The 15,287-nt window shown below is 71.4% G+C and carries 16 protein-coding genes and 2 pseudogenes; 7 read left to right on the top strand and 11 right to left on the bottom strand.

Annotated elements, in window-relative coordinates:
• Window positions 1-26: 26 nt before the first annotated feature.
• From E0H26_RS02425 to E0H26_RS02435, 3 genes are read right to left on the bottom strand one after another with little or no spacing between them, the layout of a single operon-like run.
• On the bottom strand, window positions 27-605 hold the full coding sequence (locus E0H26_RS02425; protein ID WP_131300251.1) for a GerMN domain-containing protein: 579 nt from the start codon (window positions 603-605) through the stop codon (window positions 27-29).
• Window positions 602-1,957: a sensor histidine kinase gene (locus E0H26_RS02430; protein ID WP_131300252.1), complete on the bottom strand. Its 1,356-nt coding sequence runs from the start codon at window positions 1,955-1,957 to the stop codon at window positions 602-604. Before E0H26_RS02430 ends, E0H26_RS02425 begins: the two co-directional genes overlap by 4 nt.
• On the bottom strand, window positions 1,954-2,637 hold the full coding sequence (locus E0H26_RS02435; RefSeq protein ID WP_131300254.1) for a response regulator transcription factor: 684 nt from the start codon (window positions 2,635-2,637) through the stop codon (window positions 1,954-1,956). The genes E0H26_RS02430 and E0H26_RS02435 overlap by 4 nt, the downstream gene beginning before the upstream one ends.
• A 154-nt stretch (window positions 2,638-2,791) precedes the next feature.
• On the opposite strand from E0H26_RS02435, the gene E0H26_RS02440 reads away from it, so the two are divergent.
• The 6 genes and pseudogenes from E0H26_RS02440 (at window position 2,792) to E0H26_RS02465 (ending at window position 6,351) form a co-directional block, all read left to right on the top strand.
• Window positions 2,792-3,259, top strand: a complete 468-nt coding sequence (locus tag E0H26_RS02440) for an STAS domain-containing protein (protein WP_131300256.1) — start codon at window positions 2,792-2,794, stop codon at window positions 3,257-3,259.
• Between the two features lie 36 nt (window positions 3,260-3,295).
• The gene (locus E0H26_RS02445; RefSeq protein WP_131300258.1) at window positions 3,296-3,565 is read left to right on the top strand and encodes a GlsB/YeaQ/YmgE family stress response membrane protein; all 270 of its coding nucleotides are present in this window, start codon (window positions 3,296-3,298) and stop codon (window positions 3,563-3,565) included.
• 80 nt (window positions 3,566-3,645) lie between these two features.
• Window positions 3,646-4,191: pseudogene (locus E0H26_RS02450) on the top strand (STAS domain-containing protein); the annotation flags it as partial.
• Window positions 4,192-4,445: 254 nt separating this feature from the next.
• Complete coding sequence (locus E0H26_RS02455; RefSeq protein WP_131300261.1) at window positions 4,446-5,219, top strand: hypothetical protein; 774 nt, start codon at window positions 4,446-4,448, stop codon at window positions 5,217-5,219.
• 116 nt (window positions 5,220-5,335) lie between these two features.
• Window positions 5,336-5,848, top strand: a complete 513-nt coding sequence (locus E0H26_RS02460) for a DUF6529 family protein (RefSeq protein ID WP_165521748.1) — start codon at window positions 5,336-5,338, stop codon at window positions 5,846-5,848.
• A 26-nt stretch (window positions 5,849-5,874) separates the two neighbouring features.
• Window positions 5,875-6,351, top strand: a complete 477-nt coding sequence (locus E0H26_RS02465) for a Rieske (2Fe-2S) protein (protein ID WP_131300265.1) — start codon at window positions 5,875-5,877, stop codon at window positions 6,349-6,351.
• Between the two features lie 206 nt (window positions 6,352-6,557).
• On the opposite strand, the pseudogene E0H26_RS02470 reads toward E0H26_RS02465, so the two are convergent.
• The 7 genes and pseudogenes from E0H26_RS02470 to E0H26_RS02500 all read right to left on the bottom strand — a co-directional run.
• Window positions 6,558-6,993 (bottom strand): annotated as a pseudogene (locus tag E0H26_RS02470) (cellulose binding domain-containing protein); the annotation flags it as partial.
• A 38-nt stretch (window positions 6,994-7,031) separates the two neighbouring features.
• Window positions 7,032-7,727 carry an urea ABC transporter ATP-binding subunit UrtE gene (gene urtE, locus E0H26_RS02475; protein WP_240741974.1) on the bottom strand — a complete coding sequence of 232 codons (696 nt, stop codon included), beginning with the start codon at window positions 7,725-7,727 and terminating at the stop codon, window positions 7,032-7,034.
• Window positions 7,724-8,497, bottom strand: coding sequence for an urea ABC transporter ATP-binding protein UrtD (gene urtD, locus E0H26_RS02480; RefSeq protein WP_131300268.1), 774 nt, complete (start codon window positions 8,495-8,497; stop codon window positions 7,724-7,726). Before urtD ends, urtE begins: the two co-directional genes overlap by 4 nt.
• Window positions 8,497-9,657, bottom strand: a complete 1,161-nt coding sequence (gene urtC / locus E0H26_RS02485; RefSeq protein ID WP_131300270.1) for an urea ABC transporter permease subunit UrtC — start codon at window positions 9,655-9,657, stop codon at window positions 8,497-8,499. Before urtC ends, urtD begins: the two co-directional genes overlap by 1 nt.
• On the bottom strand, window positions 9,654-10,541 hold the full coding sequence (gene urtB, locus E0H26_RS02490; protein WP_131300272.1) for an urea ABC transporter permease subunit UrtB: 888 nt from the start codon (window positions 10,539-10,541) through the stop codon (window positions 9,654-9,656). Before urtB ends, urtC begins: the two co-directional genes overlap by 4 nt.
• 85 nt (window positions 10,542-10,626) lie before the next feature.
• The gene (urtA, locus tag E0H26_RS02495; protein ID WP_131300274.1) at window positions 10,627-11,871 is read right to left on the bottom strand and encodes an urea ABC transporter substrate-binding protein; all 1,245 of its coding nucleotides are present in this window, start codon (window positions 11,869-11,871) and stop codon (window positions 10,627-10,629) included.
• A 454-nt stretch (window positions 11,872-12,325) separates the two neighbouring features.
• Window positions 12,326-13,453 carry a substrate-binding domain-containing protein gene (locus E0H26_RS02500; protein WP_240741975.1) on the bottom strand — a complete coding sequence of 376 codons (1,128 nt, stop codon included), beginning with the start codon at window positions 13,451-13,453 and terminating at the stop codon, window positions 12,326-12,328.
• A 97-nt stretch (window positions 13,454-13,550) separates the two neighbouring features.
• Here E0H26_RS02500 and E0H26_RS02505 point away from each other — a divergent pair, with 97 nt between their 5' ends.
• Window positions 13,551-14,000: a MarR family winged helix-turn-helix transcriptional regulator gene (locus E0H26_RS02505; RefSeq protein WP_131300275.1), complete on the top strand. Its 450-nt coding sequence runs from the start codon at window positions 13,551-13,553 to the stop codon at window positions 13,998-14,000.
• A gap of 140 nt (window positions 14,001-14,140) precedes the next feature.
• Here E0H26_RS02505 and E0H26_RS02510 read toward each other — a convergent pair whose 3' ends face one another.
• On the bottom strand, window positions 14,141-15,208 hold the full coding sequence (locus tag E0H26_RS02510) for a serine hydrolase (RefSeq protein ID WP_131300277.1): 1,068 nt from the start codon (window positions 15,206-15,208) through the stop codon (window positions 14,141-14,143).
• Window positions 15,209-15,287 lie beyond the last annotated feature (79 nt).

Genomic DNA, 15,287 nt, shown 5'->3' on the forward strand with positions numbered 1-15,287 from the left:
TTCCGTGCGACACCCGTCATCGATCGTCAGCGGAGGCTGATCAGGACGGCGTAGTCGGCCATGGTGAGCGGATCCGGCGACAACGAGTGGTCCCCCCGGGGCACGCTCAACGGAGCGCCGTCGCGCAGGAAGATCACCGCGTTGACGTCGGTCCGGGCGGTGAGCGTACAGACGATCTGCCCGTAGGCGAGCATCTCGTCGATCCGGCCGGTGTCGGCGGCGGCCGGCGTGACCGTGACCCGGGCCTGCCCGTCGACCAGTTCGACGAGCGCGTTGCTCAGCGCACCGGGCAGGGCGCTGGTCAGGCCGTCGTCGCGCTCGGGGTGGGTCGGTCCGGCGAGCAGGTCCCGCAGCTGCGCGGCGGCCGTCGGTAGCTCGTCGATTCGGCGGATCACCGGCACCAGCCGGTCGTCCCGCGCGAAATAGAGCACCTCGGTCACGGCGCCGGTCTCGGCCGTGGTCGGCGCGGCGGTCGCGGTGTACGGAAAGGGGCCGGGCGGTGGAGTCACCGTCCGGGGCCGGTCCTCGCCCGGCACCCCACAGGCGGCGACCAGGGCGAGCAGTACGGCGGCCACGGCGCCGTGGCCGGCGCGGGTGACGGTCATGACAGGCTCCCGGGCAACGTGATCCGGAACCGGGCGCCACCCTCCGGGCGGTCACTGACCGAGGCGTCGCCACCGTGGGCGGCGGCGTGCTGGGCCACCAGCGCGAGCCCGAGGCCGGTGCCGTCACCGCCGCCTCGGTAGTTGGCCGCCCGACCCCGCACGAACCGATCGAAGATCGACTTCCGGTCCTCCACCGGCACCCCCGGGCCCTCGTCGTCCACCTCGACCACGCCGACGTCGCCCGCCCGGGACAGCCGTACCGCGACCGGGCCCGCGCCGTACCGTTCGGCGTTGTCGAGCAGGTTGGTCAGCACCTGGGCGACCCGGCGCCGGTCCACCCGCCACGTCCCCGGGGTGCCCACCGCCAACCGCACCATCGTCTCCGGCAGGTCCCGGTCCCGGCAGGACTGCCGGGCGAGTTCGACCATGTCGACCGACTCCCGGTGGACCGGCTGGTCGCTGCGGGCCAGGTTCAACAGGTCGTTGACCAGTTGCTGGAAGCGGTCGATCTCGTCGGCCACCAGCCGGGCCGCGGTGGCGGTCCGCTCGTCCTGGTTGTCCCGGCGCCGGGCCAGCACGCTCGCCGCCGCGGCGAGCGTCTGCAGCGGTGAGCGCAGCTCGTGGCTGACGTCGGCGGCGAACCGCCGGTCCCGGTCGATGCGTTGGGCCAACTCGTCGACCATCCGGTTGAAGGAGGTCGACAGCCGGGTCAGGTCCGGATCGGTGTCGGGTGCGAGGCGGGTGGTGAAGTCACCGGCGGCGATCCGCTCGGCGGCGTCGGCGACGGCGGTCAGCGGGCGCAGCCCGTGCCGGGTGGCGTACCAACCGAGCGCGGCACCCGAACCGGCCACCATGATCGCGACGGCGGTCAGCGCCAACGCCAGGACCTGAAAGGTCTGCTCCAGCTCGCGCAGCGAGGCGATCTCGTAGAACGACGCCGAGTCGGACAACGGCACGCCGACCAGCAGCACCGGCTGGTCGTCGACCCGGATCCGCTGCACCGCCGGCTCCCCCGCGCTGACCAGTTCCCGCATCCGCGCCGGGATGGCGGAGGTCAGGCCGTTGTCGGCGGCGCGGCTGTACCAGTCGTTGTTGAGATACACCACCGCGCGCCGGCTGGTCCCGGTGTCCAGCGTCCGCAGCGCCTCACCGGCGTCCGGATTCTCGGTGTCGAGTCCGGCGCGGACCACCTCCGCGTCGTAGTAGGCCGCCCGCAGCACCGCGCGTTCCCGCTCGTCGAGCAGCGTACGACGGGTCAGCTCGTACGACACCAGGGCCATCGAGGCCGACAGCAGCAGGGCACCGACGGCGAAGGCCGCGGTGACCCGGGCACGTAGTCCGAGGCGTCTCATCGTTGCAGTTTGTAGCCGAGCCCACGCAGGGTGACCAGGTGTTTGGGATTGGCGGGGTCGGCTTCGATCTTCTGGCGCAGCCGGCCCACGTGCACGTCGACCAGGCGCTCGTCGCCGGTGTCGTACCCCCAGACCCGGCTGAGCAGTTGCTGACGGGAGAGCACCCGCCCGGCGTGCTCGGCCAGTTCGCAGAGCAGTCGGAACTCGGTCCGGGTGACCGCCACCGGCTCACCCCCCCGGCGTACCTCCCCGGCCTCGGGGCTGACCTCCAGCTCACCGAAGGCGAGCACCGGCACCGGCTCCTCCAGCGGGGCCACCGTGCGGGCCCGCCGCCGCAGCGCCCGCAGCCGGGCGGTCAGCTCCTTGATCGCCACCGGTTTGACCACGTAGTCGTCGGCACCGGCCTCGAGCGCGGCGACGATGTCATGGGTGTCGTCGCGGGCACTGACCACCACGATCGGCACGTCGTCGTCGCGCCGCAGCTGACGGATGCACTCGAAACCGTCGATGCCGGGCAGCATCAGGTCGACCAGGACGTAGTCGGCCGGGGTTCGGCGCTGGGCCCGCAGCCCCTCCTCGGCGGTGGCCGCACCCTGCGCCTCGTAGCCCTCGTCCTCCAGGGCGAGCAGCAACGCCAACCGGATCCGGTCGTCGTCCTCGATCACCAGCACGGCTGTCATACCCGGAATCATCCCCAAGCGCGCACCGACCGGCCAACCACCACCGGCTTCAGGGTGTTTTGTCACGCAACTGTCATACGTCCGCGCGGTGCCTGCCAACCCCGCTGGGCAGGGTGAGAGCCGACCTCGGGACAGCAGGAGAGGGGGCACCGACGTGACCACGCCACGACGCCCCGAGTGCACCGTGCCGCTGGTGGAGGTGGCCATCACCGAGTTCGACCTGGCCTGCCTGCCGGAGACCGGCACGGTGTTCGACCGGCTGCTCGCCCTGCGACCGCAACAGGTCATGATCGACTTGTCCGGGTGCCGGCACATCGACGCCGCGGGCATCGGACTGCTGCTCGACGTGCACCGTCGGATGGTCCGCACCGGCGGCGTGCTGTCGGTACGCGATCCCAACCCGCGCATCGCCCGCATCCTGCAGACCGCCCGGCTGGACCAGATCCTGCCGGTGCACACCGGCGGCACGGCGCCGTCCGCCTCGACAGGTGACTCGGCGGCACCGTCGACCGACGCGACACCATCCACCGACGCGACAGCGCCAGCCGGCGTCGGCGCGGCGGTAGGTGCCGCCGGTCACCCGGCGGCGTACGGCCGCGCCGCCGTCACCGTGCGGACCTGATCCAGCGGCCACCCAGACACGAAGACGAGGAGCAGCATGACCATCGCCGGGATCGCCGCGGCCCTGGCCGTCGGCCTCGCCGTCGGTGTACTCGGCCGGCTCGTCGTCCCCGGTCGTCCGGGTGTTCCACTGTGGCTCACCATGACCATCGGCGCCGCGGCCGCGCTGCTCGGCGCCATCAGTGCCTGGCTCGTCGGAGCCCACGGGTTCAGCCTGCTGGGCCTCGTCGTCCAAGCCGGTCTCGCCGCCGTCGGCGTGGTGATCGTGGTCGCCACCGCCAGCAAGGAACACTCAGACTCCCGCTGAGTCCGCACGGCGGCCCCACCCGCCGCTCGCCCCGAGCCCATGTCCCGGCCTCGCACCAACGGCACCGGAGAGGAAGCAGGATGACCGTCGTACCGGACGACAACCTGATGACCCTGATCTGCGACGTGTGCGGCGAGACCACCACCGGCACCGCCTGTGTGCTGCCCGATGCCGAGGTCGTCTGGACACTGGTCTCCGACCACGGCTGGAGCGGTTCCCCGTTCGCCACCGGTCCGCACCGCTGCCCCCGGTGCAGCACCCTGCCGCCGGGCACCACGCCGGGCGGCGGCGACCGTACCGGTGGACCCGGAGCGGGCCTCCCGGCCGGGCAGGGTGACGAGGTGGCGGTGCTGGCCAGCGGCGGCGATCTCGGTGCGGATGCCGGCGAGGCGCTGCGTGCCGCGTTGCGCGACGCCGTGGCCCTGGCCGGGACGGTCGTGGTGGACCTGGTGCACGTCCAGGTCATCGACTCGGTCGGGCTGGGCCTGTTGGTCCGCGCCCACCGGGAGGTACGCGAGCGGGGCGAGCGGCTCTGCCTGGCCGCGCCGTCGCGGTTCATCCGTACCGTGCTGCACACGATGAAACTCGACGGGGTCTTCCCGATCTTCGCCAGCCGCGACGAGGCCCTCGCCCAGCTACGCGCCGAGGCGCCCACCGCCGGCGACGTCGTGCTGGTCGACGTGACGCCGGCCGAGGCGAGCCGGCCCCGGTCCCTGGCGCCCCGACAGGCATCCGCCGCCCGTCGACCGGTCACCCGCGTCACCGTCTGAGCCGCCGGCGGGTCTGCCCCGTCCGGGCCGAGGTCATCCGGCAAGGTTTCAGGGCCGGCGTTGAACCGATCCACTTCCGTTGCCGTACCTCATGGCGAAGGGAGTGGCCCATGAAGCGCCTGACCCCGTTGCTCACCCTCTTGTCGGGGGCGGTGACGGCTGCCGTGCTGTTCACGATGAGTGCACAGGCATCCCCGCCGAGCACCCAACCGACCGGGGAGACCGGCCCACCGGCCGTCGCCGCACCACCGGAGGCCGATGTCGACGTCGAGGCCGACGCCGAGGCCCCCGTGGACGAGGAGCAACCGGACCCCGCCAGCACCCGCCCGGCCGAGGTTTCCCCGCCCGACGCACCGGACGGGTCGTCTACCGAGGTCGCCTCGGTGGAGCAGAACTGGATCGGCCAGCTGGAGAACGGCGCCACCATCGCCATCACCGTCAAGGGCGGCAAAGCCGAGGCGTACGTCTGCGATGGCAAGAGCATGGAGGTGTGGCTGTCCGGCACGGTACGCGACGGAAAGATCGAACTGACCGGGAACGACGCGAAGCTGAGCGGCATCATCCGCGGTGACAGCGCCAGCGGCGAGATGATCGTCGGTGTCCGCCGGTGGAAGTTCACCGCCCAGCCCGACGACAAGGTGGTCGAGGAGGCGGTCACCAAGTCCGGCTCCGGCACCGCCCCGGCGATCTACCGCGCCTCGAACGAGGTCCGCAAGGCCGGTATCGACGGCGGCTGGATCATGCTGCCCGACGGTACGCAGATCGGCATCGTCACCTGGAACGGCAAGCCGATCCCCGCGCCGCCGCTGGACCCGGCGTTCTACAGCACCGTGGTCAACGGAGTGACAATCGCCGCCGAGCCGGTCGTTCCCGGGGCGCGGTGATGTCCCAGCACCGTCAGGGCAACGTGCGTACGGTGCCCCGCCGCCCGGCGGAGCCCACCGTCGAGGTGATCCGCGACTTCGGCGGTGCGCCGGCCGCACCACGCCAGCGCCCCTCGATGCTGGTGCCGCTGGTGGTCGGGGCGGGCGTGGCCGTGGCGCTGGGCGTCTACGGCCGCACCCACACCCCGACCGGCATCGCGGTCAACGTGGCCGGCTTCTCGTCACCCTTGACGGTGAAGGTGTGGCTGGGCACCGGGGCGGCGTTCTTCGCCGTCATCCAGCTGCTGTCCGCGCTGTCCATGTGGGGCCGGCTCGGCGGGATCTCCCCGTCCTGGGCCGGCACCGCACACCGCTGGTCGGGGCGGATCGCGTTCCTGCTGACCGTCCCGGTCGCGGTGCACTGCCTGTACGCGCTCGGCTTCGCCGACTACGACACCCGTACGCTGCTGCACTCCCTGCTGGGTTGCTTCTTCTTCGGTGCGTTCGCCACCAAGATGCTGACCCTGCCCAAACGGGGTCTCGCCGGCTGGGTGCTACCGGTGGTCGGCGGGGTGGTGTTCGTCGCCCTGATCGGTGTCTTCCTGACCTCGTCGGTCTGGTACTTCACCACCTTCGGCATCCAGTTCTGAATCTCCGAAAGGCAAAGGCTGCACAGATGAACCACGAGCAGGCCGGCTGTTGCCGGTCGCGACGGGCTTTCCTGGCCGGCACGGGCGCGGCGGGAGTGGCCGCACTGACCGGCTGCGCGACGTACGGCCAACCGGCGGCAGCCCCACCGCCACCGGCCCCGCCGGGCGGCAGCGCCGGCCCGTCCGGCTCGGGTGCGCCGGACGACGGCGGCGGCCCCCCGGCGCTGGCCGCCCTCGCCGACATTCCGGTCGGCGGCGGCGCGATCTTCGCCTCGGCCGGCGTGGTGGTCACCCAGCCCACCGAGGGAACCATCAAGGCGTTCTCGGCCAAGTGCACCCACCAGGGCTGCACCGTCACCTCGGTCGACAACGGCGTCATCACCTGTGCCTGCCACAACAGCGTCTTCGACATCGCGGACGGATCCGTCCGTAGTGGACCAGCGGGCGCCCCGTTGCCGGCCGCGAACGTCACCGTCGAAGGTGACGCCATCCGGCTGGCCTAGACCGGGGGCCGGGTCCCGGTCCAGCCGAGGTCCCTGGCCGGGCGACGACCGGCCAGGGACCTCGACCACCGGGGTCCATGGCGTACCCCGATGACGCGGCCCATCCCAGGCCCGGGCCGCGCGGGGCCGTTCGGGATGGCATCGCGATTCCGGACGGCCCCTGCCCCGACCCGGGGGCGGGTGGGGCAGGGGTCCCCCGGCGCAGGTCAGGACGCGGCGCAGGTGAGCGCGGCCGGCACGCCCGATCCGTTGCCGGTGAGCCCGAAGGTGGTGCTGGCCCCGGTGCCGAGCTGACCGTTGTACGGCTCGTTGCGGACGGTCACCGAGCTGCCGGACGTGGTCAACCGACCGTTCCACTGACGAGATGGTGGTGCCGGCGGGAGCGGTCCAGCTGACCGTCCAACCGCTGATCGCCGTGGTGCCGGTGTTGCGCACCGTCACCTCCGCCTGGTAGTCGCCCGGCCAGGAGCTGACCACCCGGTACGTCGCGGCGCAACCCCGATCACCGCCACCGGTGTCGCCGGCCGGTGTGGTCAGGGTCAGCGGCGGCGAGGCCACCGAGACGTTGCCGGCCGCGTCGCGGGCCCGCACCGTGAAGGTGTAGCTGGTCGACGCCGTGAGGTTCGTGGCGCGGTAGGTGGTAATACCGCCATTCCGTCGGTACGGAGTTGACCAGCCGGCTACACGGCGAGAGCCTCCCGGACGGTGCGTTCCGCGTCGCCGCCACCGTCGCCCGCGGAGGTGACCCGCCCGGACTCCAGTACGTGGTACCGGTCGGCCACCCGCAGCGCGAACCCGAGATGCTGCTCGACCAGCAGCACGCTGAAGCCCCGCTGCGCGATCAGCGCCACGATCCGCTCCTGGATCTCGGCCACCACCGAGGGCTGGATCCCCTCGGTCGGTTCGTCGAGCATCAGCAACCGGGGCCGGGTGATCAGCGCTCGGGCGATGGCCAGTTGCTGGCGTTGCCCGCCGGAGAGCAGCCCGGCCCGGCGACGCAGCAGCGTACGCAGCGCCGGGAACAACTCCAGCACCTCGGCGGTGGCCGCCGCACCGTCCGGGCGCCCGTCGGCGACCAGGCGCAGGTTCTCCGCCGCGGTCAGGTGCGGAAAGCACTGCTGGCCCTGGGGGACGTACGCGATTCCCCGGGCGACCCGCTGGTGCGGGGCGAGCCGGGTGATGTCCTCGCCGTCCCACTCGACCTTACCGGCGCTGGGCCGCAGCAGCCCGGCGGCGACCCGCAGCAGCGTGGACTTGCCGGCCCCGTTGTGGCCGAGGACGGTGGCGACCCCGTCGCCGGGCACGGTGACGTCGACACCGTGCAGCACCCGGCTCCGCCCGTAACCGGCGTGCACGCCCCGGATGGTGAGCATCATGCCTCCGTAGCCGTCGGGGCCGTCCCGGCGTCGACCGGGTGGCCGAGGTAGACCTCCTGCACGCGCGGGTCGGCCTGCACCTGCGCGACGGTGCCCTCGCTGAGCACCTTCCCGGCGTGCAGCACGGTGACGGTACGCGCGAACCGGCGCAGGAAGTCCATGTCGTGCTCGATCACCACCACCGTTCGGTCGCGGCTGACCTGCTCCAGCAGTTGCCCGGTGGCGTCGCGTTCCTCGTGGCTCATCCCGGCCACCGGCTCGTCGAGCAGCAACAGCCGGGCGTCCTGCACGAGCAGCATGCCGATCTCCAACCACTGCTTCTGGCCGTGCGCGAGGGTGCCGGCGAGTTGGTCGGCCCGGCTCGCCAGGCCGATGACCTCCAGGGCCTCGGCCACCTCGTCGGGCACGCCGTGCCGGCGACGCAGCAGCGTCGCCCAGCCGCGTCGGGCACCCGCCGCGATGTCGAGGTTCTGCAACACGGTAAGTTCCTCGAACACCGTCGAGGTCTGGAACGTGCGGCCGACGCCGAGGCGGCTGATCCGGTGCACCGGGCGACCGAGCAGTTCCCGGTCACCGAAGCGGACCGAGCCGGTGGCCTTGACCAGCCCGGTGACCGCGTCGACCAGGGTGGTCTTGCCGGCGCCGTTGGGGCCGATCAGAAAGCGGATGTCGCCCGGCGCCACGTCGAGGCTCACCCCGTCGACCGCGGTGAACCCGTCGAAGCTCACCCGCAGGTCTCGCACGTAGAGCCCGTGCAGTTGCTCGGTCATCACGACGCCTCCGCTTCCGTTCGGCGTGACCGGCGCAGCCAGCCGGGCCGCCGCTCGCCGTCGCCGCGTCGGAGCAGACCGACCAGCGAGGCCAGGCCGCCGGGCAGGAACGCCACCACCACCACGAACAGCAGCCCCTGCAGGTACGTCCAGGTGCCGGGGAAGCGTTCCGACAGGGCGGTACGGGCCCAGGCCACCGCCACCGCGCCGAGCACCGGCCCGAGCAGGGTGGCCCGCCCGCCGATGGCGACGCCGATGACGAACTCGATGGACGGGACGATCCCGATCATGGCCGGCGAGATGATGCCGACCGCCGGCACGAAGAGCGCACCGGCCAGCCCGGCCATGCCGGCGGCGACCACGTACGCGACGAGCTTGACGGTGGCCGGGTCGTAGCCGAGGAAGCGCACCCGTTCCTCGCCGTCGCGGACCGCCACCAGCAGTTCGCCGTATCGGCTCTGCATCAGGTGCCGGGTCAGGGCCAGCAGCGCCAGCAGGGTGCCGGCGATGATGAAGTAGACCATCCGCTGGTTGACCGGGTCGTCCAGGTCGTAGCCGAAGAAGCCCTGGATGTCGGTGAGTCCGTTGGTGCCGCCGGTGGTGCCCTGCTGGCCGATCAGCAGGATCACCATGGCGGCGGCGAGGGCCTGGCTGAGGATGGCGAAGTAGGCACCGCGTACCCGGCGTCGGAAGACCAGCGAGCCGAGCACGAACGCCACCGCCATCGGCAGCAGCACCGTGGCGGGTAACGCGAACCATGGGCTGGCGAACGGCCGCCACCACAGTGGCAGCTCGTCGAGCTGCCCGTACAGCAGCATGAAGTCGGGCATGTTGCCGGGGCCCGCGTCGGCGAGCTTGAGGTGCATGGCCATCGCGTAGCCGCCGAGGCCGAAGAAGACGCCCTGACCGAGGGCGAGCATGCCGCCGCGCCCCCAGGCCAGGCCGATACCGATCGCGACCATGGCCACGCAGAGGTACTTGGCCAGCAGGGAGAGCCGGAAGTCCGACAGGAGAAGCGGCGCCACGGCGAACAGCAGGGCGGCGCCGAAGGCGAACCCGGCGACAGCGCGGAAGCGGTGGCGCGACGGTCCGGCCGCCGGCTTGGCCGCAGGTGGCGTCGGATCGGCGGCGGTGACGGGGTCTCGGGCGACGGTGGTCATGCCAAACTCCTGGTACGCAGGGTGAACATGCCCTGGGGCCGCCACTGCAGGAACGCGACGATGGCGACGAACACCATCACCTTGGCGACGCTGAGGGTGGTCAGGTACTCGCCGCTCGCCTGGAGCACGCCCAGCGCGAACGCGACGATCACGGTGCCCTTGAGCTGGCCGATCCCGCCGACCACGACGACCAGGAAGGCGTCGATGATCAGGTTGGTGCCCATGGTCGGGCCGATCGGGCCGAGCAGGGTGAGGGCGACCCCGGCGATGCCGGCCAGGCCGGAGCCGATGAAGAAGGTCATCCGGTCGACCCGGGCGGTGGCGATGCCGGAGACGGCGGCCAGGTCGCGGTTCTGCACCACGGCCCGGATCCGGCGACCCAACGGCGTCACCCGCAGCGCGACGGTCAACGCGACGACCGCGCCGCCGGCCAGGGCCAGGATGAACAGCCGGTTGTTGGCCACGGTGATCCCGCCGGGCAGCGCGATGTTGCCGGTGAGCAGTTCCGGGGCGCGGGTCTGCACGTTCGGACTGCCGAAGATGTCCCGGGCCAGCTGTTGCAGGATCAGCGACACGCCCCAGGTGACCAGCAGGGTGTCCAGCGGGCGGGCGTAGAGGCGACGGATCAGCAGGATCTCCAGCAGCACACCCATCGCGCCGGCCACCACGAAGGCCACCGGCAGGGCGATCAGCAGCGACCAGCCGGCCGCGGTGATGACCTGTTGCAGGACGAAGGTGGTGTAGGCGCCGGCCATGATGAACTCGCCGTGCGCCATGTTGATCACGCCCATCTGGCCGAAGGTGAGGGCCAGGCCGAGCGCGATGAGCAGCAGCACCGCTCCGATGCTGACGCCGGTGAAGAGTTGACCGATGAGAACTGTCACGGTGGGTACTCCGTACTGCTGGTGGGGTGCCGACCCGGGCGGGCCGTGCGGCGCCGCCCGGGTCGGGTTGTCCCAGGGCCTGCCGTCAGCTCAGGCCGCCGGCCCACGGGTAGCTCTTGAGGTACGGATCCGGCGTGATCGGCGCACCGGAGTTCCAGACCTCGGTGATCAGGCCGTCCGCGCCGACCTTGCCGACGCGGGCGGTCTTGGCGATGTGCTGGGTCGCGCCGTCCACGGTGACCAGTCCCTCGGGCGCCTCGAAGGTGATCCCGTCGGATGCCTGCCGGACCTTCTCCACGTCGAAGGCGCCGGCCTTCTCCACCATCGCCTTCCACAGGTAGACCGAGACGTACGCGGCCTCCATCGGGTCGCTGGTCGGCTTGTCCGCCCCGTACTTGGCCTTGTACGCGGCGACGAACTTCTCGTTGGCCGCGCCGGGGGTGGTCTGGTAGTAGTTCCAGGCGGTCAGCTGGCCCTCCAGGTACTGGGTGCCGATGCTCTTGACCTCCTCCTCGGCGATCGACACCGACACCACCGGCATGCTGGTCGCGGTCAGCCCGGCGGACTTGTACTCCTTGAAGAACGCCACGTTGCTGTCACCGTTGAGGGTGTTGAAGACCGCGTCCGCGCCGGAGGACTTCACCTTGTTGGTGATGGTGCCGAACTCGGTGGAGCCGAGCGGGGCGTAGTCCTCCCCCAGCACCTTCATTCCATTGGCCTCGGCGTACGCCTTGATGATTTTGTTCGCGGTCCGCGGGAAGACGTAGTCGGAACCGACCAGGTAGAGCGATTTGGCGCCCTGCGCCTTGAGGTAGTCCAGGCCGGGCACGATCTGCTGATTGGTCGTCGCACCGGTGTAGAAGATGTACGGCGACTGCTCCAGGCCCTCGTACTGCACCGGGTAGAACAGCAGTGCCTTGTTCTTCTCGAACACCGGCTTTACGGCCTTTCGGCTGGCCGAGGTCCAGCAGCCGAAGACGGCCGCGACGCGGTCCTCGCGGATCAGTTTCTCGGCCTTCTCGGCGAAGGTCGGCCAGTCCGAGGCACCGTCCTCACCGACCGGTTGGATCTTCTTGCCGAGCACCCCGCCGGCCGCGTTGATCTCCTCGATCGCCAGCATGATCGAGTCGCGGACGGTCACCTCGCTGATGGCCATCGTGCCGGACAGGGAGTTGAGCAGGCCCACCTTGACGGTGTCGCCGGAGACGTCGGCGGTGACGCCGGCGGAGGTGTTCTGGTCGGTGGTCTTGCTGCCGCACGCGGCCAGTGCAGCCGCGGCGACCAGGGTCATGGCACCCGCCAGGATGCGGCGGCCCCGGAACAGTGTCATCAATTCTCCCTGCGTCGCATGTGAGGCGTGGAGTCAGTTGCCCGGGAACGATCGCCGGTCCCGGGTCGAGAGTGCTGATCTGCGGTTTACGGTGCGGTCCGTCGGAACATCGCGATGCCCGACGGGGCGGGTGGACGCCGGCCGGGCACCGATTCGAATATCGGGCAGGGAAAGCTTCGATCCGCTTCGTTGCGCGGATGTTTCCCGATCCTCAATAGACTGTTTCCACTGGCCGTAGTCGCGCATGTCGAAGCGGGACGCGAAAATGCCGGCGCCCCGCCACGGAGATTCGGCGGAATGGCACCGGCACACAATTATCGGCCGCTGTGGGCACCGATTCGACCACCCGTCGGGCGGGTGGCGATATCCGGCACACCGGCCGGATACTTCACGCAGGAAGTATCTTAGGCGGCGGGCGGCCCGGCGTGTCAAGGCACGGCCGGGCCACCGAAGGTCACAGTTCGGCGAGGACGGTGAAATCCAGACCGTCGGCCTCGGCGAGGTAGATCCGCTGGCGGACGTGACGGCGCCGCAACCGCAGCTCACCCCGGGGCCCGTCGTACGTCACCACGTCGGCCGTGGCCTCCACCGCCCGGACGTCCAGCGTGCCGGCCTTGGCGATCAGCGCGGCGAGCAGCATGACCCCCTCGTAACAGGACTCACCGAGACTGCCCAGCGGCGGCGCCTCCAACCCGAACCGGCGGCCGAACGCGCCGTGGAAGTCCAGGTTCTCCGGGGTGACCAGGCCGGCGAAGAAGCCGGCGGTGCTGAACAGCCGCCGGGTGTTGGTCGCACCGCTGGCCAGCAACATGTTCTCGTCCATCAACGTGCTCAACCGCAGGCACCGCTGGTCCAGGCCGGACCGGGCGAACGCCCGGTTGAACCGCACCGCGTCCGCCCCGACCAGCAGCATCAGCACCGCGTCGGCGTCACTGCGCTCGATCCGGCGCAGCACCTCGGCGTACTGGTGGGTCTCCAGCGGCAGGAAGTGGTGCCCGACCACCCGGCCACCGCTGCGCAGCGCGTACCGGTACGCGGCCCGGGTGGTCCGGCGGGGCCAGACGTAGTCGTTGCCCACCACGAACCAGCGCCGCACCCCCAGGTCGGCGGCGAGCACCCGCATCGCCGGCCAGAGCTGCGCGTCCGGCGTCTCGCTGGTCAGGAAGACCCCTTCGGTACGCTCACCGCCCTCGTACAGCGCGGTGTAGACGTACGGCACCCGGTGCGCGATGCGCGGCGCCACCGCCTGACGTACCGAGGAGATGTGCCAGCCGGTGACACCCTGCACCGCACCGACCGACACCAGCGCCTCGACCTCGGCGGCCACCTCGGCCGGTGGCGCCCCGCCGTCGACCGGCACCAGCCGCAGCTCCCGGCCCAGCACCCCACCGCGACCGTTGACCTGCTCGACGGCGAGTTGGGCGCACAGCTCGCAGCTCGGGCCGAACATGCCGGCCGGCCCGCGCATCGGGTACACCAGCGCGATACTGACCACGCCCCGGTCGACGGTGAGCCAGGACGCCCCGGCGGCGACACTCTCCCCCGCCTGCGGGCGCCCGTACCCCGGTGCCGGCGCGGACATGAACACATGGTGGCCGCCACCGATGGTGATGACCAGCCCTCCCCATCCAGCGGGACGTCTCGGTACGATGACCCGGCAACCGCAAGGCGGGAGTGCCATGTCAGAGTTTCCCGGCTCCGCAGCCGACCTGCTGCCCCTGCTCACCCGCGCCGAGCGGCTGCTCGCGCGCCGGGTCGGCGGGCTACTCGCCGACGAGTCGCTCAGCATCGAGGCGTGGCGGGTGCTCTGCCTGCTCGCCGACGGCCTGGGCCACCCGATGAGCGAGGTGGCCACCGAGGCGTCCCTGCCGCCGGGCACCCTGACCAAACTGGTCGACCAGCTCGTCGACCGTAACCTGGTCTTCCGCCGGGTAGACCCGATCGACCGCCGCCGCATCCGGGCCTACCTCACCACCCGTGGGCGCCACGAACACGAGCGCCTTTCCGCACTGATCCAGGCGGACCTGGCCGGGCTGACCGCGGTGGCCGACGCCGACCTGGCGGCGCTGCTCAGCGGCCTGATCGAGCGGTTCGACGCGGACCGTCGGCGAGCCCCGAGCCCGGCCTGACCTTCGAGCCCACGGTCGCGCTCGAATCGGGATCGGGTGGTCGCACCGCGACTGCGACACCACTCGATCCCGAAACGGGCACGATCTTCCACGTCGACCGTGCGACGGTTCCCGAACTCCGCCGACCCGGCGGGCCCGGGTCAGCCGCCGTTGACGGGGCGGAACTGGGGGATGGAGTGGCGGGACCGGGCGGTGCGGTGGGTGATCGGGGCGATGGCGTCGAACATGGTCCGGCCGAGGGACGCGTGGGCCCGTACGGCGGGGTGGGTACCGCCGTAGTTGTCCAGGTCGCCCAGGGAGTCGGCGAAGAACGCGTAGGTCAGGGTCGGTGCGCCGGTGGGGTCGAACATGATGCCGACCTCGTGCCGGGCGGCGCCACGCGAGTCGTAGTCCGCGCCGTACTTGGTGGCGACCCGGCTGCGCTCGGCCGAGGACATGTCGCGGCGGATCCCGTCGTGGTAGCCGTTGATCCACCGCAGGATGCCGAGCAGGAAGTTGCACGACCGGGTGGACAGCAGGGTCTTGTTGGCCAGCCGCCACAGCAGGTCGTGGGTCTCCCGTGGGGTGGTGACGCCGAGGAAGAACCGGTTCGGGTTGGCCACCGGCTCCACCCGGGTGTGGGCGAAGCCCTTGGCCGCGAGGATCTGATTGATCTCCAGTGCCGGCACCACCCGGCCGCACATCCGTACGGCCGTGTTGTCGGAGACGAGCAGCAGGGCGGTGAGGAAGTTCGCCACCGTGACCTCGTCGCCCCAGACGGTCTGGAGGAAGTAGATCCCGCTGCCGCCGAGGATGATGTCGGCGGTGAGGTCGAGACGCTGGTCGAGCCGCAGCTCACCCCGGTCGATCTTGTCCATGACGGCCACCGCGACCGCGAGCTTCTGCACGCTGTAGCCGTGCGTCACCCGGTCGGCGTCATCGTCCACGACCACACCGAGCGCGCCAGCGCTGTCGAGCATCGCGACGTGCGAGTGCCACACGCCACCGGCGGCCGCCTTCCGATGCTGGTACGCATGGCGGATCAGGCTCGACGCCGACCCGGTGCCGACGCCTGCCCCGGCGGCGGGGTCGGCCACGCCCGGTGCGGGATCCACGCCCGGTGCGGGATCCGCGCCCGGTGCGGCGGAGGCGCTACGCGGTGCCGCCACCAGTGCCGCCGTCGCCGCGCCGATTCCGATCGCGGCTCGCCGACTCAGCTGCTTGGCCATTTGCCACACTCCTGACTTTCGCGGTCAGACCGGCGGTTGCCGGCACCGGACACACGGTGCCATACCAACCCAACGCCCG

The organism is Micromonospora zingiberis (assembly GCF_004331455.1).
Taxonomy (GTDB): Bacteria; Actinomycetota; Actinomycetes; order Mycobacteriales; family Micromonosporaceae; genus Micromonospora; species Micromonospora zingiberis.